The organism is Shimia marina (assembly GCF_001458175.1).
GTDB lineage: Bacteria > Pseudomonadota > Alphaproteobacteria > Rhodobacterales > Rhodobacteraceae > Shimia > Shimia marina.
Genome location: NZ_CYPW01000027.1, coordinates 575,310 through 598,574 on the forward strand (window position 1 = coordinate 575,310; position 23,265 = coordinate 598,574).

Below are 23,265 nucleotides of genomic sequence, written 5' to 3' on the forward strand. Positions count from 1 at the left end.
TATCTTTCGCCAAGGTGTAGGCATGTTTTTTCGCTGGCTCAAACGCTATATGCCCCGCAGTCTCTATGGGCGGGCTGCGCTGATCCTGATCCTGCCGGTGGTTTTGCTGCAACTCGTGGTCTCTTTCGGGCTTGTGACACGGCATTTCGAAGGGGTGACAGAACAGATGTCACGGGCCGTTGCGCGGGAGGTGCAGCTCTTTATTGATGCTGTCGCCGTGAAAGAGAGCGTGCCTGAGGCGCTGCCGACGGTGTTAAACACCTTGGACATGGCGGTCACCTACCCCACAGATCTCAGTTATGATGATACGCGCGTCTGGTATGATTTTTCGGCCTTTATCATCTCGCGAGAATTTCGCGCCTCACTGCCTCAGGTCACGGCGGTGCAGCTGGCACAGGATGGCAAGGTCTTCCTGCATCTGGACCTGCCTGATGGGCCGGCGATTCTGGACTTTGATCGCGACCGTGTTTCCGCCTCAAACTCACATCAGCTTTTTGTAAATATGGTCTTCTTTGGCGCGGTCCTGACATTTGTGGCCTATCTTTATCTGAGAAACCAATTGCGCCCAATCAAACGCTTGGCCGTCGCCGCAGAGGCATTTGGGCGCGGCCGCTCGGTTGCCTATTCCCCCGGCGGCGCCATCGAAGTGCGCGCAGCGGGCAGCGCGTTTTTGGACATGCGTGCCCGGATAGAGCGCCAGATGGAGCAACGCACCCTTCTGTTGTCGGGGGTCAGCCATGATCTGCGTACGCCGCTGACACGGTTTAAGCTTGGCCTGTCCCTCCTGGATGATGTGGATCGGGAACCGCTGGAACGCGATGTCGAAGAAATGCAACGCATGCTGGACGCCTTTTTGAGCTTTGCCCGCGGGGTCTATGAGGATGAAACAGAAGGGGTCGACCCTGTCCTGCTGACAACCGAAATTGTAGAAGATTTCAAACGCAGCGGCGCGGATGTTGCGCTTGTATCAACAGAGGGCAGCGGTGAGGTGGAGCTGCGTCCTGCCACGGTCCGGCGCGCCGTTGAAAATTTGATCGGCAACGCAGTGCGCTATGCCAATTGCGCCCAAGTCTCTGTCCAGATCACAGAGCGATATCTGCGCATTCGCGTGGAGGATGATGGGCCGGGCATCTCGCCTGCGCAACGCGAAGAAGCGCTTAAACCCTTTGCCCGACTGGAACCCGGACGCAATCAGAACAAGGGGATTGGTGTTGGTCTGGGCCTCTCCATTGCCGCCGATGTGGCCCGCGCCCATGGTGGCATTCTGCGCCTTGGCGAAAGTGAAACTCTGGGTGGCCTACGCGCAGATTTGGTGCTGGGCATGTAGGCGCACTGTCGCTTTGACCATTGGCTCATACAGGCGCCCGCTTTACAGCGCAATTCAGAGACGATAGCAGTCAGAAAAATGTGCTGCGACAATTAGAAAGGAAGCGACATGCGTATTGGCAACCGAGAGATTGGCCCAAATCATCCGCCCCTCGTCATCGCAGAAATCGGCATCAATCACGGCGGTGATCTCTCTGTTGCAAAAGAAATGGTGCGTCTTGCGGCTTTGTCTGGCTGCGAGTTGGTCAAGCATCAGACCCATTTTGTCGACGATGAAATGACCGATGAGGCCAAACAGATCTTCCCACCAAATGCAGATGTGTCGATCTGGGAAGTGATGGAGCAATGCGCATTGTCCGCCGAGGATGAACTGGAGCTGATGCGCTATACGGAAGAGCTGGGTATGATTTTCATCTCCACGCCTTTCTCGCGCAAAGCTGCGGATTTCCTCGCAGAGGCGGGCGTTCCGGCATTCAAGATCGGCTCCGGTGAGGCCGACAACCTGCCCTTGATCCGCCATATCGCCTCCTTTGGCAAACCTGTCATCATGTCCACCGGCATGCAAACCATTGAAACCATGCAACGCTCTGTCGCCATCCTCGAAGAGGCAGGCGTGGAGTATGCGCTGCTGGAATGCACCAACCTCTACCCTTCGCCGCCCGAAATCGTGTCTCTGCGCGGCGTGACCGATCTCAAAGAGGCTTTTCCAAATGCGGTTATAGGCTTCTCCGATCATTCCATCGGGCCAGAAATGGCACTGGCCTCTGTGGCGCTGGGCGCCTGCATTCTGGAACGACACTATACCGACACGCGCTATCGTCAGGGCCCGGACATCATCAATTCGATGGACCCCTCAGAGCTGCGCTTTCTGATTGAACGCTCCCGTGAAATCTGGATTGCCGCCAACAACCCCAAACAGCGCACTGAGGCCGAAGAACCGGTTTATGCCTTTGCCCGCGCCTCTGTGGTGGCTGACAAGGATCTGCCAGAAGGTCACGTGATCACCGAGCAAGACATCTGGGTCCGCCGTCCGGGCTCTGGCGAAATCCCGGGCTATGACTTTGACAAGGTAGTGGGCAAAACTTTGACACGGGCAGTCACACGAAACACGCAGTTGAAGTGGGAAGATCTGGAGGGCTGAAGCCAGATGCAGCGCTTCCAATTCACCTGTCTGGACCCACGCAAAAAGAAACGCGCCACCATTGCGCGCGTTCTCTCTGAGAGTGGGCCAATCCACTGGCGCAAACTGGCTCCGCTCAGCCTGCGCAGCTGGCCAGAAACCGCAAAGGTCGCCCAAGAGGCGCTGGAAATGTCCAAGGATCGCGGTGCCAGCGGCTTTGCGCAGGCGCTGCATCTGTGGCTGCTCAAGCTGCAATATAATGGCGCCCGCGCCTATTTTACCAAACACGCCGATCAGGTCGCGGTCTGCTGGAATGGGCTTAACGGGACGCGCCGCGTGTTTATGCAGGGCGCCAAGGCCGCAGGCGCCAAAACCCTGTTTTTTGAACTTGGGCCTTTTCCGGGCCGGATCACTGTGGATCCGCAGGGCGTAAACAACGCAAGTTGCCTGCCGCGTGACATTGCGCCTTACGCAGACTGGTATCACACAGCGGAGAAACGCAACTGGCGCGACATCAAGGGCCAGATCAAACAGCGCAGCGCCCTGCGAGACGCCGAAGTCCTGGATGCGCCTCCGCTCAGTGATCCGTTTATCTTTGTGGCACTCCAGACACCGGGTGACAGCCAGCTGCGCCTGTTTGGCGGCAATTTCCCCACCGTCCCGATCCTGATTGACGCCATTGCCAAAGCCGCAAAGGCCCTGCCCGAAGGATGGCACATCCGCATCAAGGAACACCCCACCGCGCCGGAATCTTTTGCCGCCCAGATCCAGAGTGCCCTGCCCGGCAAAGTGTTTCTGGACAACGCCAATGACACGTTTTCACAGGTGGCCGCCAGCCGCGGTGTGGTGACAGTCAATTCCTCCGTCGGGCTTGAGGCGATGTTTTATGACAAACCGGTGGTGGCCTGTGGCCAATGTTACTGGGCCATCGACGGCGTCGCCCTGCGCGCGCCAGACACCGTCGCGCTGACGGCGCTTTTTGCCGCGCCCGAAACACTTTCCTTCTCAACAAAGGCCCGCGACGCATTCATGTCTTTTCTGGATCAGGTCTACTACCCCAGCATCGAAGGCGAACCACCTTTCGCGCTCATCGCACAGCGCCTGAGTGACAGCGACACCTCCGGCATCTGGCGGAGGAAAACATGATCTGGCCGTTCAAGAAAACACGCAAAAAAGGGCGCGCCTCGCGCATTACCATAAGCCCCCCGAAACCGGATGCGGATCGTCACGGCATTGCACTTGTGGCCATCGCCAAAAACGAAGAGCGCCGGCTCGAAGACTGGCTGACATTCTATGCCCTTGCAGGCGTGCGGGAGGTCATCCTCTATGACAATATGTCAGATGACCGCACCGCAGAAATAGCACGCAATTTCAAAGGTATGAAGGTCACAGTTGTGCCATGGCAATTACATACCGAAACCACCTCACCGGTTTTGGTTCTGCCACGTCAGATCGTTGCTTACTGCCATGCAATATGCACCTTTGGCGCGAAGTTTCGCTGGATGAGCATGATTGATCTGGACGAATATATCGTCCCCAAAGAGGCGATGTCGCTTCCCGAAGCGCTAAAACCACTTGAGGTACACAGTAATATTTCGCTGCCCTGGGTGATGTTTGGCCACAATGGCCACGAAGCGCCGACATCCGCACCCATCCCTTTTGACTACACCGCCCGCGCCGCTGACCAATCCGGCCCACTGCTCAATTTCAAATGTATCATCGACCCTTGCGACGTAACCAAAGTGAGCGTGCATAAATTTGAAACCGCAGCCATGGGCAAACACACCGTCAACACCTTGGGTCAGAGCGCGACCAACAAAGCGCGCAAATCAGCGGCGTTTGTCACAACCGATGTTTTGCAGCTCAATCACTATTACCTGCTGTCTCGTGAAGAAACTGATCACAAGATCAACCGCGGTGCCGTGTCCGGAGTGTCCAATGACACGCGCGCAAAATCTCTCCGTGAGAAACAGACCTTGATTGAGGCAAATCCGATCACAGACAATTCCGCTTTGGAATTTCTCTCCCGCCATGGCATCAAGAACGCCAATGATTTCGCAGACAAATTTCGAGGGTAGCTCATGTCCGCTTTGATGTTTCAACACCTGCGTGACACCAAAAATGTCGGCGACGCAATGTGCAGCCCATATGATTATTTTGACTGGCAGGATGCTCAGGCCAAAGACCTGCGCACCCCAAGCCCTGACTACAAAATCGGGATTTATGGCGGTGGCAAAATATTCGGCGGGCTCGCGGATGAGGCCGGCATTCTGAAGCAGGAGGGTGTGAAACACATCGCCTGGGGGGTGGGAACACGGCAAACCTTTCCGATTTCACGCAAATACAGCCGCGCACGTGCACTCTGTGATCTGGTCGGCAGCCGCGACTATGGCGACACGCGTTACGACTACGCTCCCTGCGCCAGCTGCATGTCGCCTCTGTTTGACGCGCAGGCAGCCCCTGAACACGACGTGGTGTTCTATTTTCATGGTGGCAAAACCGAGAAACAGAAACTCGGCATCCCCGACGACATGCCCAAACTGTCAAACAACTGCAATTCTCTGGAAGAGGCGCTGGCCTTTATTGCCAGTGGCAAAACGGTTGTTTCCAACTCCTATCACGGGGTCTACTGGTCGCTTTTGATGGGGCGCAAAACCATCTGTGTGCCGTTTTCCAACAAGTTCTACGGCTACCGGTTCAAACCCGCCTATGCGACGCCCAAAAACTGGAAAAGTAAGCTCGATACCGGCCTCGCAGCACCAGAGATGCTAAAGACGTGCCGCGACGCGACACATGCGTTCAAAGCCAAAGTAGACGCCCTTATCAAAGAGGTCTGTCAATGACCCGCTCCCTCCTCTTCCTCACCGGCACCCGCGCTGATTTCGGCAAGCTGGAGCCTCTGGCCATTGCTGCGCGGGATGCGGGCTTTGATGTGACGTTTTTCATCACCGGCATGCATATGCTGGCGCGCTATGGGATGACCAAGATCGAGGTGCATCGCATGCCCGGTGTCACCAAACATGAATTCCTCAATCAGCGTCCCGGTGATCCGCAAGACATCATTCTGGCGAAAACCGTGGTCGGCTTTTCTGACTACGTGACTGAAACGCGCCCGGATATGGTGGTGGTTCATGGCGACCGGATCGAAGCGCTCGCGGGCGCTTTGGTGGCGGCAACCAATTACATCCCCTGTGCGCATATCGAGGGCGGTGAGGTCTCCGGCACGATTGACGAGATCTACCGCCACTGCAATACAAAGCTGTCCAGCCATCATTTTGTCAGCTCAGATGCCGCCAAGAAACGGGTCATGGCCATGGGCGAACCTGAGGGGGCGATCCATGTGATCGGCTCACCAGAGCTGGATTTCCACGCAGGCGCCTCCGGTGTCACCCTGCAAGAGGTGCAGGCGCATTATGACATCCCGTTTGATGACTTCGGGCTGGTGACCTTCCATCCGGTGACGTCGGAGCAGGCCACCATGGGCGCACAGGCCCAAGCGCTTTTTGCAGAGCTTGAGGCATCTGGAAAGAACTTTGTGGTGATCGCGCCCAACAATGATCCCGGCTCCGAAGACATCTTCACAGTGCTCGACGCCTTGCCAAAAGACCGCTTTCGTCAGTTCCCCTCAATGCGATTTAACCACTTCTCAGAATTGATGAAAAACGCGGCCTGTATGATTGGTAACTCCTCTGCTGGTGTGCGCGAAGCACCCTTCTTAGGCTTGCCATCACTGGATGTCGGCACCCGCCAGACCAACCGCGCACAGGCCGGATCGGTGTTCTCCTGCGCCGCAGAGGACAGTGCAGCAATACAGACATTTTTGCAAAACCAATGGGGCACGCCGCATCAGCCGCACACCGGCTTTGGCGAAGGCCGCTCTGCGGATCGCTTTGTGGATCTGCTCAACAGCGATACGTTCTGGACCCAGGGCCTGCAAAAAGCCTTTCAGGACAACGCCTGAAAGGCTTGGGCATTTAGGACATCTCCAAATCCACAACACCGGTGAAGCGCCGCGCCTCCCAGGCGCGCGCAATCAACAGGCTGCTGTCGCGCATGGTGTCAAACCGGGGAATCAGCGGGTTGCCGGATGTCTCCTGACCCCGCACAAGCGCCAGAAAATCACGCATCATATCCATGAACATGTCATTGCGCTCAAAGGAAAATGGCGTGACCTGCGCACCCTGCCCCATATCTTCCGACAAGGTGGGGGTGAGGAAATCCAAATCCACAACGCGTTCTGCGCCCCGTAACGCGGCTTTGCGCAACGAGACAGGTGAGACATAATCCATCGAAATGGTGCCCACTGCTCCAGAGGCCGAGACAACATCCACGCGGGTGGCAAAATCAATCTGGGGAAAATCGTCATGTGCCAGGGCGCGCACATCAGAGATCTCAAGCGGGCCCATCACCGCCAGCGCCAGATCCATTTCATGGCACAGGTCCATCAAGACGCCGCCGCCCTCTGGCTCTGCGGCGTAGCTCCCGGCAAAGGACCAGTTTTCCCGCCACTGGCGCACGTCATGACCGATCTCGAATGAAAACCCGTAGGTCTGGCTCAGATCCAGCGCGGCCAGCGCCCGCACCGCAGGGTGATAGCGCATCATGAACCCCACCATGGAGCGCGCCGCTACAGGGGCGGCAGCAGCGTGAATGGCCTCCACCTGCGCCACACGCCAGGCCAGCGGTTTTTCTGCATAAAACGGCCAATCATGTGCAGCGCACATCTCGATCAGTTCCAGCCGGATCGGGGTAGAGGTGGCAATCACCACCGCCTCGATGTCTTGCCGTGTCTCAAAGGCGGCGCGGTCAAACCCGCGCCAGCCGATCAGCTCAACAGCCTCGCCCAATGCGGCCAGATTGGCCGCATGGCGTTTGCCAATCGAGCCGGCACCGATGACCGCGATCACCACGCGGAGAAGCCCCCATCCACATTGACCATCTGACCGGTCATATGGCCTGCGTGTTTGCTGGCCAAGAAGAGCATCACATCTGCGATTTCATCCGGCTGCGCCATGCGGTCCTGCATGATCAGCGCGCCGACGCGTTTCTGAAACTCCTCAGAATGGCCATTGAACACAGCGCCCGGCGCAATGGTGTTCACGGTGGCGTCGCGCTTGGCCCAATAGCCTGCAAGCCAGACGGTCATGCCGTGGATCCCTGCTTTGGACACGCCATAGGCAGAGAAGTTCTTAAACGGCATGCCGTCATAAATCGGGTGATGCGCACCGTTAAGGGCATACATCGACGCCACATTGATCAAAGCGCTTGGGTATTTGCCCACGATGTCGCGATCCATCTGGCGCGCGATCATGAACGCACCGGTGAGATTGGTGCGCATGGTGCGCTCAAAGTCTTCGACGCTGGTATCGGCAAAATCCGGAAACGGCTTGCCCGCGCCCATCAGCATCTCACCGGTGATGGCGGCGTTGTTGAGCACCACATTGGGCTGCCAGCCATCTGCCATCACCCGCTTGAAGATCTCAACCACCTCTTCTTCGACACCCACGTTCAGGTCGTAGTAGCCAAAGTTCGGATTATCGCCATGCGCCTCTTTGAGGGTATCCGCGCGTGCACCGGGCAGATCGGTGGCCACAACCTTGGCACCAACTTCCAGCATGCGGCGTACATAGGTGGAGCCCAGCACACCGCCGGACCCTGTGATAAAGACTGTGCGCCCGTCCAATTGTTTGTCCATTTTGTCTGGCCTCCTTCAGCCGTCTTGACCAAGCTCTTCACGCAGAAGCATCTCGACCAGCTTGAAATCAAAGGGGGAATCCACATCAATGCAGCGCTCTGGCGGCATTTCAAACGGGATCACACGCCCCTCATAAATGGTTTTGGCACGGCGCAGATACTCTGGCGCAACCACATAGGTTGAGGCGGCGTGCTCATAGACCGTTGGCGCGGCCTGCCGCGCCCAGACGCCGCCGGGCAGCGGTTTGCTCACATGCAGTGCTCCGGTTTCATCCGGTTCCACAAGGTTAAAATAGGGGTTCTTGCGCGCCTCACAGACGCTCATCACCATATCCGGCGCCTCTTTCAGAAAGAGATCAATCGCCCCGCTGATATCGCTGCTGTGACGCAGAGGTGAAGTGCAGTCCAAATCGAGAAAAGCCGTCGCCGCCTGACCTGCGGTGGATTCCGCCGTGGCCATGGCATGCTGCCAAACACCCCATTTGGGCGCGGAATCTGTAGCCAGCTCCGCCGGACGCAGCCCAATTGGCAAAGCGCCCTTGGCGACCGCATGCTCATATATGGCTTCATCATCTGTAGACACCACCACAGCATCGACTTCAGGATGCTCAAGCAGCTGGTCGAGAGACCAGTCAATCATCGGCTTGCCGCAGAGATCCTTGAAGTTTTTGCCCGGCACGCCTTTGGAGCCTTTGCGCGCTCCGATATGTCCGAGGATCATTCCTGTCTCTCCATTGTTTTTAAACCGCTTTGCTTCATTCAATGCCAGACAAGCCCCCGCCCTGCAATCCCCGTGCGCAATGTGATGGGGATGCCTTCGCAAACGCGGCAATGTGCTTGCGCGTGCGCAGGACAGAACCTAAATACGAAACTGAATTTTGGACAGATGCAACGCAGGAACATCCCCACCATGGACGCACCGCAGGGCAAATTCTCTCATCGTGTGAGTGACGTCTTCATCCGTGGGTTCCTCGCGACCATGCGCACCCTGCCTTATGAACAGCGCATTACACTTGCCGGAAAATTTGCCACCAAAGTTCTGGCCCCCCTCTCAGGCAGTCGTCGCCGCATTCGCGAAAACCTTGCCTTGGTGATGCCTGAGCTGTCCCACGATGCGGTCGAAGCCATTGTGCGCGAAACACCAGAGACCATGGGGCGCATGCTCATGGAAACCTATTCGCCCGATGAGTTTCTGGCACGTTGTGCGGCGGTCCCGATCCTTGGCCCCGGACTGGAGATCGCGAAAGCTTCGCAAGCGGAGGGCAAAGGCGGCCTTTTGGTCACCGGGCATTTTGGCAATTATCTGGCCGCGCGCGGGGCGTTTTTGGCGAATGGCATCCCAATTGGTGTGCTCTACAAGCGGATGAACAATCCCTTCTTTAACGCGCACTACGTGGAGGCCATGGCCAAATTTGGGGAACCGATGTTTGAACGCGGTCGCCGCGGTATGTCCAGCATGATCAAACATCTGCGCAGCGGCGGCTTTGTCGGTATCGTTCAGGATCAACGCATCAACAATGCGCCTGTGATGCCCTTCATGGGCAAACCCGCACGCACGGCTTTGTCGTCAGCCGAACTTGCGCTGAAATATGACATACCGCTGATACCGGTCTATGGTGTCCGCGAGCCTGACGGCAGCTACAAGGTTGTTACGGAACCAGCCATCGTGCGCAGCACGCCCGAGGAGATGACGCAGGCCGTAAACGCAAGCCTAGAGGCGCAAATCCGGGCACACCCGGGCCAATGGATGTGGACCCATAATCGCTGGCGCGATGCCGGAAATGCCACGTCAGAAGACCGCGCACGCGGCAAAGCTTAAGTCGATTTTTAAAGGCGCTTCGCAGAAACGCCGTATTTGCGCACCAGTTTCACCATCTCTCACAGGCAAAATCACACATGCGCCCAGTCTGCCCGGGCGCCTGCCGCCATAGGAGATATTCATGTTTCAGGCTTTATTTGCGACGCCCAAAGCAGAGCCTCAAAAGGTCTCGCGCCATGCGCGCCTCTTCGAGCTTCTGCGCCAACAGAACCTTGCCTCACAAAGCGCGCAGGCCAGAGCCGCGCGCGCTGAGGGTGACTTCCTTGCGGATCGCTTGCTGCAAAATGCCACAAGCTCCCTGCGCCGCAACGCATAAGGCCAGTGGCAAGTTTCGCTCAGCCGCGAAAGCCTGTGGCGACCACAAATTTTTCAGAACTGTCTGAGCGGCTGCTGGGCGGTTTCACATTGGCGACTTTGGTGAACTTCTGTTTCAGGAGCTTCTGAAGCTCGCCTTCCGCCCCCCCGGCCAATACTTTGGCCACAAAGGTGCCGCCCTCTTCCAGCACGTCAAATGCAAAGTAAGCCGCCGCTTCACAGAGTGCCATAATGCGCAGGTGGTCGGTCTGTTTGTGTCCGGAGCTGGCCGCGGCCATGTCGCTCATCACCACATCCGCCTGACCGCCAAGCCAGTCTTTGACCTTTAGATCGGCATCGTCTTCCATGAAATCAAGCTGATGGATTTCAGCGCCCGCAATAGGCTCCACTTCCTGAAGATCGACCCCCAAAATGGTGCCAACTTTCTTGCCAGCCTTCTCGCCAAGCGCATTCACGCGCGGCACGGCCACCTGACACCAGCCACCGGGCGCACAGCCCAGATCCACAACCCGCGCACCCGGAACGAGAAAGCGATACTTGTCATCCAGTTCCATGATTTTAAAGGCCGCGCGACCACGGTAGCCTTCGGCCTTGGCGCGCAGAACGTAGGGATCATTCAACTGGCGCTGCAACCAACGGGTGCTGGACAATTTGCGCCCGCGCGCAGACTTGACCTTAATGGTCAAATCACGCTGTCCGCGTCCTGATGTGTTCTTGCCGGTCGGTTTCTTGGCCATATCCGCACCCGTTTTCTCTAGAGAGAGTGTCTTCTAATCATTTTTGTCAGCTTCACAAGGCGAACCGCAATCCGAACGTCTTAAAAATGCCCGTCTTCCAAGACTCCATCTGCACTCATCTGCGCATAAAGCAGGCCCTCCCGCAGCCCGCGGTCTGCAACAGAGAGCCGATCCGTCGGCCAGCAGCGCAAGAGTGCCTGCAAAATTGCAGAGCCACTCATGATCAGAGCCTGGCGATCCTGCCCGATGCGCGGATCATTGCGTCGCCCCTTTGGCCCCAAATCCAGATAGCCACGGATCACCTTGTCAATCTGATCGCTGGTCATGCGCAGCCCATCCACCTTGTTGCGGTCATACCGCCGCAATCCAAGATGGCTCGCCGCAACAGTTGTCACCGTGCCGCTGGTGCCAATGATCTGAAACCCCTCACTGGGGGGCGCATCTTTATAAGGGGCAAACTCGCTCAGGTTCTCCTCAAAAAACCAGCTCATCAGGGCAAAGCGCGCAGCATCATCTTCCACATCCCGGAATTGATCTCGCAGGGTGGCAACCCCGAGGGGAACCGAAATCCAATCCACCACCTTGGCAGCCGGAAATGGGCTATCGACCGTGTGAAAACCGCCTCGCAGGCGCATGATCGCGCGCGGGCGCTCGATGCGGGGTACCGAAGAGAGATCAATCCAGACAAGCTCTGTAGAGCCGCCGCCAATATCCACCACCAAGAGCTGTTCCGTCTTGGTAGAGACCAAAGGCGCGCAACTGATCACGGCCAGACGTGCCTCTTCTTCGGCCTGAATGATCTCAAGCTGCAGGCCGGTTTCCCGCCGCACCTGCCGCACAAAATCCCGTGCGTTCTTGGCGCGTCGGCAGGCTTCTGTGGCCACCAGCCGCATGCGCTTCACCTTGTGGCGCTTGAGCTTCTGCTGGCAGATGCGCATGGCCTGTATGGTGCGCCGCATTGAGCCGCGCGACAAACGGCCGGTGCTCTCCAGTCCGGAGCCCAGCTGGACAGACTTGCTAAAGCTGTCCACCACATGAATCTGACTGCCCTTTGGCTGAGCAATCAGCATGCGACAACTGTTGGTGCCCAGATCCAGCGCCGCATAAAGCGTGCTGGGATCGGGCGGTTTGGGCGCGGGGCTCTCAACCGGTTTTGGGAATGCGCCCGCACCTTTGGGACGCTTGGGCGTCATCGTCACGCCCTCCATTTCGTGTTGATCTCAACCTAGTCCTTCGGCTCACGCCACGCAATCCCTCCAGCCCATTCAATGCCTTGAAACCGAGCATTGATTTTACGCCTCTGCGCCTTTCATCTTTATCATGTAAAGATTTCACGCCGCACCACATAGCCAGCGCGCCTTGTCAGGGCTACAAAGCGCTCACAACAAACCCCGAGGTCGCGTTAAGCTTTCCTTTTGTCGAAATTGTACCAAGCCGGTCGTCATCCCTGCCCTAGGAATGATCTACCGATACTGGAGGAATCAAATCCCATGCCTGATGTTACCATTGTTTACTGGCGCGATATTCCCGCTCAAGTGATTGTGGGCAAAGGGCGTCGCGGCGCGAAAAAGCCTTTGGCAGAACGCTTTGAGCAGGCCATTGACCGCGCAGCGATGAAGGTCGGCGCTTCGGGTACGGATGCGTATCTGGCAGAATGGCGCAAAGCTGATCCCTACACAGTAGAAGGTGAGCCGCAAACCATCTTGGAGGATGAGGTGGCGCGGCTTGAGGCAGAATACGATCGCGAGCGCATCAAGGCTCTGATCGCAAATGAAGGCTGGGCATGACACGCCCCTCATTTTGGGAGGCCGCAATGGCTTTGTTGAATTTCAAGCGCAAGTCGGAAGAGGGCAAGACCACCTCGCCGGAGATGGAAGCTTTCCTGAAGGGCTACTCCATCGAAGTCATGCCGCGCACAGCGGCAAAGGTTGAGGATTTCCGCGCTCTGTTGCCAGAAGGCACACGCGTTTACATCGCGCACATCGAAGGCACCCCAATCGAAGACATGGTTGCCACAGCCAAGCGCATCAAAGGCGAGGGCTATGATGTGATGCCCCACTTCCCGGCGCGCATCATCAAAGACAAAGCCACGCTTGAGACCTGGATCTCCATGTATCAGGGCGAAGCCGACGTGAAACAGGCGCTGTTGCTCGCAGGTGGCGTGACAACCCCACACGGCGATTTTTCTGACTCCATGCAGCTTCTGGACACTGGCCTGTTTGACAAAGCCGGCTTTACCAATCTGCATGTTGCCGGCCACCCAGAGCCCAACATGGACATCGACCCAGATGGCGGGCGCACCAACACCTACGCGGCGCTGGACTGGAAACAGGAATATTCCAAGCGCACCGACGCCTCCATGGCGCTGGCGACACAGTTCTGCTTTGAGGCAGACCCAGTGATCGAATGGGCCAACACGCTGAAAGAGCGCGGTATGAACCTGCCGATCCACATCGGTATTGCAGGCCCCGCCAAGCTGCAGACCATGATCAAATTCGCGATTGCCTGTGGCGTTGGCCCCTCTCTCAAAGTGCTGCAGAAGCGCGCGAAAGATGTGTCCAAACTGCTTTTGCCACATGAGCCCACCGAAGTTCTGGCCGGTCTGGCAGCGCATAAGGCGGCCAACCCCGACTTCAACATCGAAAAAGTACACTTCTTCCCGCTCGGTGGCATCAAAACCAATGCCAACTGGGCCATTGAAAATGGCGGCGCCTCGACCAAACCCGCTGCTGCACAACAGGACTGACCATGACCCGTACCATTATCGAATCCGCCACCAAAACCGCGATCATGGGCTTTGATCAGCCCTTCACCGTGATCGGCGAGCGCATCAACCCCACGGGTCGTAAAATCCTAAACGAAGAGCTGGAGCGCGGCGATTTCTCCCGCGTGCAGGCCGACGCGCTGGCACAGGTTGCCGCAGGCGCCACCGTTCTGGACATCAACTCCGGCGCAGTTTTCTCCAACAAAATGGCCGAAGATCCTCGCTACGCGGACAACAACTTTGTTGAACCTGATCTGATGCGTCAGCTTGTGGAAAAAGTGCAGGAAGTGACCGATTGCCCGCTGTGTATCGACAGCTCTGTGCCCGGCGCGCTTGAGGCAGGTCTGGCCGCCGCCAAAGGCCGTCCGCTGCTGAACTCCGTCACAGGTGAAGAAGAGCGTCTGGAAGTGGTTCTGCCGCTGGTTGCCAAATACAATGTGCCTGTTGTGGCGATTTCCAACGATGACACCGGCATCTCCGAAGATCCGGAAGTGCGCTTCGCGGTTGCCAAAAAGATCGTTGAACGCGCTGCCGATTTTGGCATCCCGGCGCATGACATCGTGGTTGATCCTCTGGTGATGCCAATTGGCGCCATGGGCACTGCGGGTCTGCAGGTGTTTGAACTCAACAACCGCCTGCGCAATGAACTGGGTGTGAACACCACCTGTGGCGCGTCCAACATTTCCTTTGGCCTGCCAAACCGTCACGGTATCAACAACGCCTTCCTGCCAATGGCGATGGCCACAGGCATGACCTCCGCAATCATGAACCCGGTTGCGCTGCCAATCGGCCCGAAAAAGATCGCTGAGAAGAAAGCAGAAGTTGAAGCCGCCGGTGTGGTTTTGCCAGAAGGCATGGACGACGAAGCTTTCGTAAAACTCTTCGGCATGGGCTCCACCAAGGCACGCCCCGGCAAGGAAATGGAAGCCATCCGCGCTGCCAACTTCCTGACCAACAACGACGAAGGTGGTGCAGAGTGGATCAAGTTCAACAAATCCCCGGATGACGCCGCAGCCGGTGGTCGTGGTGGTCGCCGCCGTCGTCGCGGCTGATCGCACCTTAAAATGCCAAAACAAAAGAGCCCGAAGTGCAATACTTCGGGCTTTTTTTGTGTTTTTGTAAAATTAGGGAAGCGCGGTTAACCCGTCCTTTACCAAGGTACCGTCAAGTAAACCTATGCAACCCACACTGGCACATACGACCACCGGTCAGACTTGGCTGGATCAGGTTTTCAAAACCCTCACAACCGGGGAAACCTGCGCGGTAAAGCGTCGGGTGGCGGATGTAGATCGAGAGTGCGGGCGCGCCGCTTTGGAACTTGCCGTGCGCAAACGCGGCTGGCATCTCATCGAAACGGACCGGGATTTCATCATCCTTTGTGACACCAGCCCGTTTCGTGTGATCTGCTGAAAATCACCCGCGTTTCTTACGTCCACGGTAGTCCAGAGCGCCCGCTGTGGGATCAGACTCCGCACCAAACAGGCTATGTTTCTGAATTTTCTGGGTTCCTGTCACCGGAATATCCGCCATAAAACGGATCCAACCCGGCGCCTTGTAATAGGCCAGCCGCGCAAAGCACCACTCAAACAGCTCTTCTGCCAAAGCCTCTGAAACATCACCGATAATTTGAATGCAGGCCATGACCTCTTCGTCGCGCATCGCATCGGGCACCGCCACAACCGCAACGCGATCCACTTTGGGATGGTCCTGCAGGCAAGCTTCGATTTCAGCAGCGGCAATATTCTCGCCAGAGCGACGAATGATGTTCTTCTTGCGATCCACAAAGAACACCATATCGCTGTCATCCATCATCACTGTATCGCCGGTGTGAAACCAGCCTCCGCGCCAGGCCTCCTCTGTGGCCACTGGCAGGTTCAGATAACCGGAAAACGCACCACGCCTTGGGGTCGCATCGCTATAGCGCAGCACCATTTCACCGGGCGTACCGCGCACCACTTCGATGTCATTTTCATCTACCACGCGCACGTCCAGCCCCGGCTGTGGCCGCCCCATTGCGCGGGTGTCGATCTGGCGCGGCTCATGACAATCCGCCAGCATTCGGCACATTTCAGTCATGCCCCAAACTTCGACCAGCGGAAAGCCAAAGCGCTCTTCAAAGGGGCGGTGCAAGGTGGGTTCCACCCCTGCCCCAACGGCCCATGTGACTTTATGTTTCTGCTCCCAGTCTTCCGGTGCCCGGTTCATCAGAGCCGGAATAATGATGCCCAGATAATGCGCCGCTGTCGCCTCTGTTTCCGCGAGTTCCCGCCACCACGCGCTGGCGCGAAACCGCTCAGGAATGATATGGGTGCTGCCGGTTTCGATGACTGCCATAAACAGCAAAATGGCGGCATTCACATGAAAAAGCGGCAGGGGGCAGTAAACTTTGGTGTGCCCCGCTTCAAACTGGATCAGCCCCCCGCGAGAGGCGTACCACTGCCCCATTTCCACCTCATAGGCATGGCTGAGCATACAGCCCTTGGGGCGCCCCGTCGTGCCAGAGGTGTAGATCAAACTGGATTCTGTCTCAGCGGTGAGCGGCCCTGATTTGGGCGGCGTGGAGGGGCTTTGCGGCAATACTGGCAAGGTTTGCTCAAACACAACCATCTGCACGTCACGCCCGCTCTCGGCGATGCCCGCCTGCATCAGCTCTGTGAGCGTGGGCGCCACAAGCGCCAGCTCGGCACCACAATCCTGCAACAGATAGGCCACCTCCGCAGGGCGATAGTCTGGATTGACCGGGACCCAACTGATGCCACACCGTGCCAGCGCCAGTTTTACAAGCAACATTTCAGGCCGGTTTTCAAGCAACACGGCAACGCGGTGTCCATGGCCGTAACCTGCGGTTTTGAAGGCTGTTGCTATCTGCATGACCTGCGCCAGCGCCTGCCCATATGTGCAGTCATACCCATCTGGATGATAGGCCCGCTCAGCATTGCCTGGCACACGCAGAAAAACGTTGTTTTCAAAGAGCTTGGCGCGCGCAGTGAACAGCGCATCAATGGTGGTTGTCATGTCCCGGTCTCCTCCCCTGAGTGGGGCGACTTTACGCAAAGTCGAGGAGGGTGCAATCCGCAACAATACGGGATCAGGCAATCACTGTGCGCGCCGGCGCTCATCCATCAGTTGGCCATTGAATTCCGCGCCCAGCACAAAGATTGCAGACATGAGATACAGATATACCAAAGCCGACATGATCCCGGCCAATCCCGCATAGGTCACGGAATAGGTCGAAAAACTGGAGATGTAAAAAGCAAAGGCTTTAGAAGCCGCCCACCAAAGGATGACGCACAATAAAATGCCCGGCCAGAGGTCGCCTGTCTTGTGTTTTACCCCCGGCAGCCATTTGTGACAGGCATAGAGGAAGAACAGGCTGATCGAGATCGTGACCAACTGACGGAAATCCTCATTGCTGAGAATGGATTGATTGAGCCACGGCACAAACTCATCAAAATAGTGCAAGGCCAGTGGCACAATCAGGCTGACGCCGCCTGCGATAACAAACAGGGATGATCCAGCGATCACAAAAAGGATCGACAGGCCTCGTGTCTTCCAGAAGGGGCGCGGATCGGTCTCGCGATAGGCGTCCGTGATGACAAGCCGGATCGCATCGACACCATTTGAGGCGAAGATAATCGCCAGAAGCGCCCCTACGGTCACCGTTGAACTCCCGGCCTGAAGCACCGCACGCAGCTCGCTTTCAATGGGCCCCGAAATCGCATCCGGCCAGGCACCAATGGCAAAATTCACCAGATCATCGACCTTGGCCTGTGGGCTGAGCACACCGGCAAGCGACAAAGCAAATAGACAGAAGGGAAAAATGGCAAACATGAAAGACAGGGCCAGGTGCGAGCTGCGCACAAAGCCGCCCTTCTCCAGAAAACGGAGTACGGTTGCCTTGAAGCTCTTCAGCATTGTCACCCTACCCCACTTCACCCGTTTGACGCGATTTGGCCTGAGCGCGCCCTAAGCGTCAAGACGATATGCCGGTACGAGACGCGCCAAAAAGAAGACACCGGCCATTTGGCATGAATTCACAATGAATCTTCTTAGATTCAAAAACGATTTGTTTAGAATTGCACCATATCAAGGTTACACGGAGCGACAGGATCTGGGGAATGGATCAACTGCTTCCGGGAACGACCTGCGCCGCAGCCCTCCCTAGGCATATGTGACGCATTTAGACGACCAACGCCTACTCTCCCTCCTCCTCCCTCAGGCGTTGGTTGTCTGATCAAAATGTTACGCCTTGGCATTTTGATCTGTCTGTGCCCATGCCAGACCGCTCACGAAACCCAAGGCACGCGCCGGCCCTCTTTGCGAGCGCCGGCGCCTTACCATCATGACACCGGCGTATCTATCGATGATCGCCACACCAGTTCCCCCAAAACACAACATGCACCAAAACAACTTTAAAGGTGTGACGACCCAAGCCTGATCAACCCCGCATTTGTAACTTTCGACACTCTCAATAACGGCGCCTATGCGCCGACAATGCGATGACATCAAAGAATCCAGCCATTCGGCAGGTAAGAATGAAACATGGCAGTTCAGCGAAATTTCGGGCGATCAACTTGCCGGTCTTCACATCACACACATTACCAAATTTGATGCACATACCTCATTCTGTAACAGAATTCTGCATCACGCAGAGCCACCAAAACGCCATTCTTTGGTCGATGAGCGGTGCGCTTTCTGTTGCGCGCACCGATGGTCTCGCAACCCCTCCCATTTCCCCTCTCATGACGCGAAGTCTTAGGGTCGATCGGGTCACTCTGGATGATTTGATGTATGGCTCCATCAATCAAGCCGGATAAGACAACCACAACATAGCACGTGTGACGGCCCTCTTGACATGTCGGTCACCCGCCTCGTTTTAGACGCCGCACGTCAACTCACACGCACCGGCGGGCGCTCTGCACGTTGTGCGTTAGTATTGGTCAAAGCACAGCACTCATGCTCTAGAGAGGCTGAGACCTGATCGTTCCGATAAAACCAAATCACAGGCAGCACAATCATCACGGCCAGAGGCCGGCGCATCAAAATGAAGCTGTGTGATTGCTTGGCTATGGTGCCTCGGGAACGATATATTTAGCGGTAGATCCCTGCCCCATCTTGTGCACTTGGACGACGCGCAAGATGGGGCAGAGATCACACAGGATCCGCGAGTTGAGTTAGTTTGAGCAGGCAGACCTCAAACCAGCTGTCGCAGTATCACATCCGATTGGACCAGTCGTCGGCACATCGGAAGGATCAACATCGGGAGAGCCGCCGCTCTCTGGCTCTTCTGTCTCAAAAGAAGCGCCCAGTCCAAGACCGTAATCAAGCGCTTGTGTGCCGGTGTCATAACCAAGGCTTAGGTCCAGATAATAGTCATCGGCCAGATAGGCCACACCAACAGTTGGGCGAAAAGAGCCGGATCCAAATTTGTAATCCGCACCCAAGGCCAGCTTCACTTCATCCGGTTCATTGTCATGGAATACACGGACACCTAAAGCCCAATCACCGCCAAAAACATAGCTGAGACCAAATCCAAATGCGGGCTCCGCTTGCACGGCGCCTCCGCCGGAAATAAGAGACACAACCGCTGCTGCAAAAATATGCTTTTTCATAACGTTACCTTAAAAATAAATACGAGCAATATTTTATACTAAATTTGAACCAAATAATAGGATAATTTTATATGTTGCATGGGTCTTATTGCGCCCCTTGCAACATATAGCGTGCTTAGGCTCAGGACCCATTAATTTTTCTGCACCGGCGCCAAAATCGCAAAATATCAGGGGTTTGAGATGTGCTGGACATAGTGGAACTATTTACAAGCATCTCACGCCACTGAGATGCCGCGATTTTGACGTCTGCGATTTGGCGGATGTTCGAACTGAGCATCGTCACATACCCTTGAAATAGAACACTATTCCTGCGGCCATGTTCCTTGTCGGTTCGAAAATCTGTCAAACCGGTGCTAAAACATTAATGGGTCCTGAGCCTAGGCTTAGTCTTTCACACAGGCATGGCCAGTACGTCGGAAACACTGGCTCGAAGAAGCAGTTCACGCTATGCAATGCGCATCTCAATCCGGATGTGCACATGCCTCTCACGCTGACCCAACTCTCCGATCTCGCCACATTGCCATTTGATGAGATCATTGATGTGCGCTCGCCTGCGGAATTTGCCGAAGACCACATCCCCGGCGCCATCAATCTGCCTGCGATGTCCAATGCAGAGCGCGCCAAAGTTGGCACCATCTATGTTCAGGACAGCCCCTTCAAAGCGCGCAAGATTGGCGCGGCAATCGTTTCTCGCAGTATGGCAGCACATCTAGAGGGGCCTTTGGCAGAACGGGATGGCAGCTACAGGCCGCTGGTGTATTGCTGGCGGGGCGGCCAACGCTCTGGCTCGGTTGCGATCATACTCAAACAGATCGGCTGGCGCGCTGACACGGTGGAGGGTGGGTATCAGGCCTATCGCCGCCTTGTCTCCAAAGCTCTTTATGATGGGCGCATGCCCTGCCCCATTGTGCTGATCGACGGGGGCACCGGCACCGCCAAAACCCGCCTTCTGGATCACCTGGCACAACAAGGCGCACAGACGCTGGATCTGGAAGCCATGGCAGAACACCGTGGCAGTCTTTTTGGCCCCATGGGCGCAAATCAGCCCAGCCAAAAAGCCTTTGAAAGCAGGCTCGCCATGGGGATCGCCGGGCTTGATCCGGCCCGTCCGGTCTATGTGGAGGCGGAAAGCTCCAAAATTGGCCGCCTGATCCTGCCGCCCAGCCTCTGGCAAGCCATGATCGCTGCCCCAACCCTGCGTCTCAATGCGCCGCTTGACGCGCGTGTGGCCCATCTCATCACAGCCTACCCCGACATGCGCGCGGACACCGACAAACTGCTTCAGGTGCTGGAGCAGTTGACAAGCTACCACGGTCATGACTGTGTCACGCAATGGAAGGCTTTGGTGGCGGCGCAGGATTACCCAAGCCTCACGCGCGCCTTGATTGAAACCCATTATGACCCGAGGTATCGGCGCATCTCCCGCAACCATGCTGCCAAGGCCCAAGAGCTGTTCCTTGAGGATCTCAGCGATGCCACATTGGCACAGACCGCATCAAAGATCATCGCGCGACAACAGGCAGACGCATAGGGGCTCCCCACGCTCACAAACAGCGCAGCGCCACTGGGCCGGCCTCAAGCTGACCAATCACGGCCGCCTCATGCCCCGCTGCGCGCAGCTTTATCAGTAACCCTTCGGCCGCCTGAGGCGCAACCGCTGCAAGCAGCCCTCCCGCAGTCTGCGGATCATGCAACAGAGCGACCTTTGGCCCCGCCCCCCCAGTCACCGGCGCATGGGCGCGGTTGGCCTCATAGATCGTGCTGCGATGTCCTTCTGCGGCCAGAGCTTCGGCCCCCGCATAGGTCGGGATTGCTGCGAGATCCAACACAGCCGCCACATCAGAGGCTGCACAGATCGCTCTCAAATGCCCTGCCAGGCCAAAACCCGTCACATCCGTCATGGCATGCGCAGATCGCAACATTTCCGCCGCATCTCCCTGCGGCCGCGCCATTCGCTCCAGAAGCGCTGTCACATCTGCACCCCGCGCTTTTCCCTGCATGGAGGCCGCCAATATCGTACCTGAGCCAATCGGGCGCGTCAGGATCAGCGCATCGCCGGGCTGCGCCCCCGCAACTGTGATCGCGGCCTGCTCCAGCACGCCCGTCACGGTCAAGCCGATGCTGAGCTCCGCCCCCATGGTGCTATGCCCGCCAACGATGTCCGCTCCGGCGTGGCGCACCACATCCCCTGCTGCCGCCATGATTTCCGCCATGGCGCGGGCCTGCAAATCCGGAGACATGCGCGGCAGGGTCACCGACATCAGCGCGCTTTGCGGTGCCGCGCCCATGGCCCAGATGTCCCCCAAGGCATGTACCGCCCCGATGCGCGCAACCAGGCCATGATCCGCCACAAAGCCGCGCAGGTGATCCACACTGATCACCTGTGTCACATCGCCAAAGCGCAGCTGCGCCGCATCATCTCCGGGGCCGCTCACAACATCCGCGCGCCTATTCTGTGGCATCTGAGCCAAAGCTTTGGCCAATTCTGTCGGGGCAACCTTGGCCCCACAGCCGCCACACAGCATCTGCTGCGCAGTTTCCTCCGCACCAAAGGCCACCGCTCCTTGGTCTGGTGATAGGGACGCCCCCATGTTGGGGTAATGGGTGAACTGCGCCATGAATTTCTGATCAATCCGGTCCTTGATCGCCCAGAGCCGCTTCGCCGGTTTGGACAGGCAACGCCCCCATTTGGCGGCCATGGCCTCCTGTCCTCCCAATGAAATCAGCTTGAGGTAATCCCCCTGAGGCAAGAAGGATCGCATCGCGTCCCCGGCCAGTTCCGCCTTGAGATTGTGCAGCAGCACAGGCGCAGCCCGCACAGCAAACACCCCGGCTTTGGGTCTTGGCGAAGCCGTGAGATGCGCACAATCTCCAACCGCAAACAGCCCCTCACAGCCCAACACACGCAACTCTGCATCCACTTTGACAAAGCCATCTGCATCACAGGGTAGCGGCGATTGCGCCACCCAAGGGTGGGCAAACCCACCCGCCGTTGCCACGGTCAGATGCGCAGAAATATGACGCCCATCGCTCAGGATCACGGCCTCTGGGGTGACTTCTGCAACCTTGGCATTGGTCTCCACATTGACGCCCAACCGCGCCATCGCCGCCCGCAGCACCGGGTCCGCGCGTGGTATAATGGGCGCAAGCTGTCCTTCCGCTTCAATCACCGTGACGCCGCCTTTGGCTCCGACGGAAGCAAGGCGATGTGCCATGGCCATGGCCAATTCAACCCCGGCCACGCCGCCGCCAATCACCGCAACATCCGGCTGAGCCTGTCCCGCCGCAACCTGCGCTACAAAGGAGGCCCAGCGGTCGGCATAGGTATCCAAGGGTTTTGCGCCAACGCCATGCTCCGCCAATCCCGCCAGATGGGGTGTCACTGCGTGCAACCCCACATCGAGGGAGGCCACATCATAGGCAATTTTACCCCGCCCTGTGACCGTGATGGTCTTGGCCACCGGATCGACAGACTCTGCAGCGCCCATGATCAAACGGGCACCGGCAAATTGCGCAAGCTTCACAAGATCAATATCCAATGCGTCCCGCGTGTAGTGACCGGCAATATGACCCGGCAACATGCCGGAATATGGTGCTGTGGGGCCCGGATTGATCAGCGTCAGCTGCACCCCAGCCACCGGGGCCATGGCCCACATCCGCAAAGCCAGCGCATGGGCATGCCCGCCACCGACCAAAACCAGATCTCGTGTCAGAATGCTGTTTCCCGTCATGCCCATTGCCCGCTCCTTGCCCGCCCCATGCGGTCTCTCGGCAAGTCGATACCCGATCAGACAGCACAACAACAGCCACCTTCGAAAAAGTGAATATGACTTGTGCGGAGAAAGCCCGGAGCACCTTCCAGCGGCCAACTCGGCGGA

23 protein-coding genes are annotated in these 23,265 nt (G+C 57.3%); 14 read left to right on the forward strand and 9 right to left on the reverse strand.

Features of this window, described 5'->3' with window-relative positions:
• Window positions 1-22 precede the first annotated feature (22 nt).
• The 6 genes from SHM7688_RS15435 (at window position 23) to neuC (ending at window position 6,407) form a co-directional block, all read left to right on the forward strand.
• The gene (locus tag SHM7688_RS15435) at window positions 23-1,327 is read left to right on the forward strand and encodes an ATP-binding protein (protein ID WP_058240815.1); all 1,305 of its coding nucleotides are present in this window, start codon (window positions 23-25) and stop codon (window positions 1,325-1,327) included.
• Window positions 1,328-1,435: 108 nt separating this feature from the next.
• On the forward strand, window positions 1,436-2,467 hold the full coding sequence (locus tag SHM7688_RS15440; RefSeq protein WP_058240816.1) for an N-acetylneuraminate synthase family protein: 1,032 nt from the start codon (window positions 1,436-1,438) through the stop codon (window positions 2,465-2,467).
• A 6-nt stretch (window positions 2,468-2,473) separates the two neighbouring features.
• Window positions 2,474-3,592: a capsular polysaccharide export protein, LipB/KpsS family gene (locus SHM7688_RS15445; protein WP_058240817.1), complete on the forward strand. Its 1,119-nt coding sequence runs from the start codon at window positions 2,474-2,476 to the stop codon at window positions 3,590-3,592.
• The gene (locus SHM7688_RS15450) at window positions 3,589-4,524 is read left to right on the forward strand and encodes a glycosyltransferase family 92 protein (RefSeq protein ID WP_058240818.1); all 936 of its coding nucleotides are present in this window, start codon (window positions 3,589-3,591) and stop codon (window positions 4,522-4,524) included. Before SHM7688_RS15445 ends, SHM7688_RS15450 begins: the two co-directional genes overlap by 4 nt.
• A gap of 3 nt (window positions 4,525-4,527) precedes the next feature.
• Window positions 4,528-5,289 carry a glycosyltransferase family protein gene (locus SHM7688_RS15455; protein ID WP_058240819.1) on the forward strand — a complete coding sequence of 254 codons (762 nt, stop codon included), beginning with the start codon at window positions 4,528-4,530 and terminating at the stop codon, window positions 5,287-5,289.
• On the forward strand, window positions 5,286-6,407 hold the full coding sequence (gene neuC, locus SHM7688_RS15460) for a UDP-N-acetylglucosamine 2-epimerase (RefSeq protein WP_058240820.1): 1,122 nt from the start codon (window positions 5,286-5,288) through the stop codon (window positions 6,405-6,407). Before SHM7688_RS15455 ends, neuC begins: the two co-directional genes overlap by 4 nt.
• Before the next feature lie 13 nt (window positions 6,408-6,420).
• Here the strand turns inward: neuC and SHM7688_RS15465 are convergent, their stop codons facing one another.
• From SHM7688_RS15465 to SHM7688_RS15475, 3 genes are read right to left on the reverse strand one after another with little or no spacing between them, the layout of a single operon-like run.
• Complete coding sequence (locus SHM7688_RS15465) at window positions 6,421-7,356, reverse strand: Gfo/Idh/MocA family protein (protein ID WP_058240821.1); 936 nt, start codon at window positions 7,354-7,356, stop codon at window positions 6,421-6,423.
• Window positions 7,350-8,141, reverse strand: coding sequence for an SDR family NAD(P)-dependent oxidoreductase (locus tag SHM7688_RS15470; RefSeq protein ID WP_058240822.1), 792 nt, complete (start codon window positions 8,139-8,141; stop codon window positions 7,350-7,352). Before SHM7688_RS15470 ends, SHM7688_RS15465 begins: the two co-directional genes overlap by 7 nt.
• A 15-nt stretch (window positions 8,142-8,156) precedes the next feature.
• Window positions 8,157-8,861, reverse strand: coding sequence for an acylneuraminate cytidylyltransferase family protein (locus SHM7688_RS15475; RefSeq protein ID WP_058240823.1), 705 nt, complete (start codon window positions 8,859-8,861; stop codon window positions 8,157-8,159).
• A 189-nt stretch (window positions 8,862-9,050) separates the two neighbouring features.
• On the opposite strand from SHM7688_RS15475, the gene SHM7688_RS15480 reads away from it, so the two are divergent.
• Window positions 9,051-9,959 carry a lysophospholipid acyltransferase family protein gene (locus SHM7688_RS15480; protein ID WP_058240824.1) on the forward strand — a complete coding sequence of 303 codons (909 nt, stop codon included), beginning with the start codon at window positions 9,051-9,053 and terminating at the stop codon, window positions 9,957-9,959.
• 121 nt (window positions 9,960-10,080) lie between these two features.
• On the forward strand, window positions 10,081-10,275 hold the full coding sequence (locus tag SHM7688_RS15485; RefSeq protein ID WP_058240825.1) for a hypothetical protein: 195 nt from the start codon (window positions 10,081-10,083) through the stop codon (window positions 10,273-10,275).
• A gap of 19 nt (window positions 10,276-10,294) precedes the next feature.
• On the opposite strand, the gene SHM7688_RS15490 is transcribed toward SHM7688_RS15485, so the two are convergent.
• Together SHM7688_RS15490 and SHM7688_RS15495 are read right to left on the reverse strand one after the other, a co-directional pair.
• On the reverse strand, window positions 10,295-11,011 hold the full coding sequence (locus SHM7688_RS15490; RefSeq protein ID WP_058240826.1) for an RlmE family RNA methyltransferase: 717 nt from the start codon (window positions 11,009-11,011) through the stop codon (window positions 10,295-10,297).
• A gap of 80 nt (window positions 11,012-11,091) precedes the next feature.
• Window positions 11,092-12,204 (reverse strand): Ppx/GppA phosphatase family protein, encoded by a 1,113-nt coding sequence (locus tag SHM7688_RS15495; protein WP_058240965.1) that lies wholly within the window; start codon window positions 12,202-12,204, stop codon window positions 11,092-11,094.
• Window positions 12,205-12,501: 297 nt separating this feature from the next.
• Here SHM7688_RS15495 and SHM7688_RS15500 point away from each other — a divergent pair, with 297 nt between their 5' ends.
• The 4 genes from SHM7688_RS15500 to SHM7688_RS15515 all read left to right on the forward strand — a co-directional run bounded on the left by SHM7688_RS15500 (window position 12,502) and on the right by SHM7688_RS15515 (window position 15,185).
• Window positions 12,502-12,798 (forward strand): virulence factor, encoded by a 297-nt coding sequence (locus SHM7688_RS15500; protein WP_058240827.1) that lies wholly within the window; start codon window positions 12,502-12,504, stop codon window positions 12,796-12,798.
• Between the two features lie 26 nt (window positions 12,799-12,824).
• Entirely contained in the window at window positions 12,825-13,757 is a 933-nt protein-coding gene (locus SHM7688_RS15505) for a methylenetetrahydrofolate reductase (RefSeq protein WP_058240966.1), read from the forward strand.
• Window positions 13,758-13,759: 2 nt separating this feature from the next.
• Complete coding sequence (locus SHM7688_RS15510) at window positions 13,760-14,827, forward strand: dihydropteroate synthase (protein WP_058240828.1); 1,068 nt, start codon at window positions 13,760-13,762, stop codon at window positions 14,825-14,827.
• 124 nt (window positions 14,828-14,951) lie between these two features.
• Window positions 14,952-15,185, forward strand: coding sequence for a hypothetical protein (locus SHM7688_RS15515; RefSeq protein ID WP_058240829.1), 234 nt, complete (start codon window positions 14,952-14,954; stop codon window positions 15,183-15,185).
• Window positions 15,186-15,188: 3 nt separating this feature from the next.
• Here the strand turns inward: SHM7688_RS15515 and SHM7688_RS15520 are convergent, their stop codons facing one another.
• A complete protein-coding gene (locus tag SHM7688_RS15520) occupies window positions 15,189-16,790 on the reverse strand; it encodes an AMP-binding protein (RefSeq protein ID WP_058240830.1) in 1,602 nt (533 codons plus the stop codon).
• Window positions 16,791-16,871: 81 nt separating this feature from the next.
• Window positions 16,872-17,690, reverse strand: coding sequence for a YihY/virulence factor BrkB family protein (locus SHM7688_RS15525; RefSeq protein WP_058240831.1), 819 nt, complete (start codon window positions 17,688-17,690; stop codon window positions 16,872-16,874).
• 620 nt (window positions 17,691-18,310) lie between these two features.
• Here SHM7688_RS15525 and SHM7688_RS20080 point away from each other — a divergent pair.
• The gene (locus SHM7688_RS20080; protein WP_158500706.1) at window positions 18,311-18,592 is read left to right on the forward strand and encodes a hypothetical protein; all 282 of its coding nucleotides are present in this window, start codon (window positions 18,311-18,313) and stop codon (window positions 18,590-18,592) included.
• Window positions 18,593-18,949: 357 nt separating this feature from the next.
• Here SHM7688_RS20080 and SHM7688_RS15530 read toward each other — a convergent pair whose 3' ends face one another.
• Window positions 18,950-19,387, reverse strand: a complete 438-nt coding sequence (locus tag SHM7688_RS15530; RefSeq protein ID WP_058240832.1) for a hypothetical protein — start codon at window positions 19,385-19,387, stop codon at window positions 18,950-18,952.
• Between the two features lie 478 nt (window positions 19,388-19,865).
• Here SHM7688_RS15530 and mnmH point away from each other — a divergent pair, with 478 nt between their 5' ends.
• Window positions 19,866-20,918, forward strand: a complete 1,053-nt coding sequence (mnmH, locus tag SHM7688_RS15535; RefSeq protein WP_058240833.1) for a tRNA 2-selenouridine(34) synthase MnmH — start codon at window positions 19,866-19,868, stop codon at window positions 20,916-20,918.
• Window positions 20,919-20,931: 13 nt separating this feature from the next.
• Here the strand turns inward: mnmH and selD are convergent, their stop codons facing one another.
• Window positions 20,932-23,124: a selenide, water dikinase SelD gene (selD, locus tag SHM7688_RS15540; RefSeq protein WP_306341270.1), complete on the reverse strand. Its 2,193-nt coding sequence runs from the start codon at window positions 23,122-23,124 to the stop codon at window positions 20,932-20,934.
• Window positions 23,125-23,265: the final 141 nt, after the last annotated feature.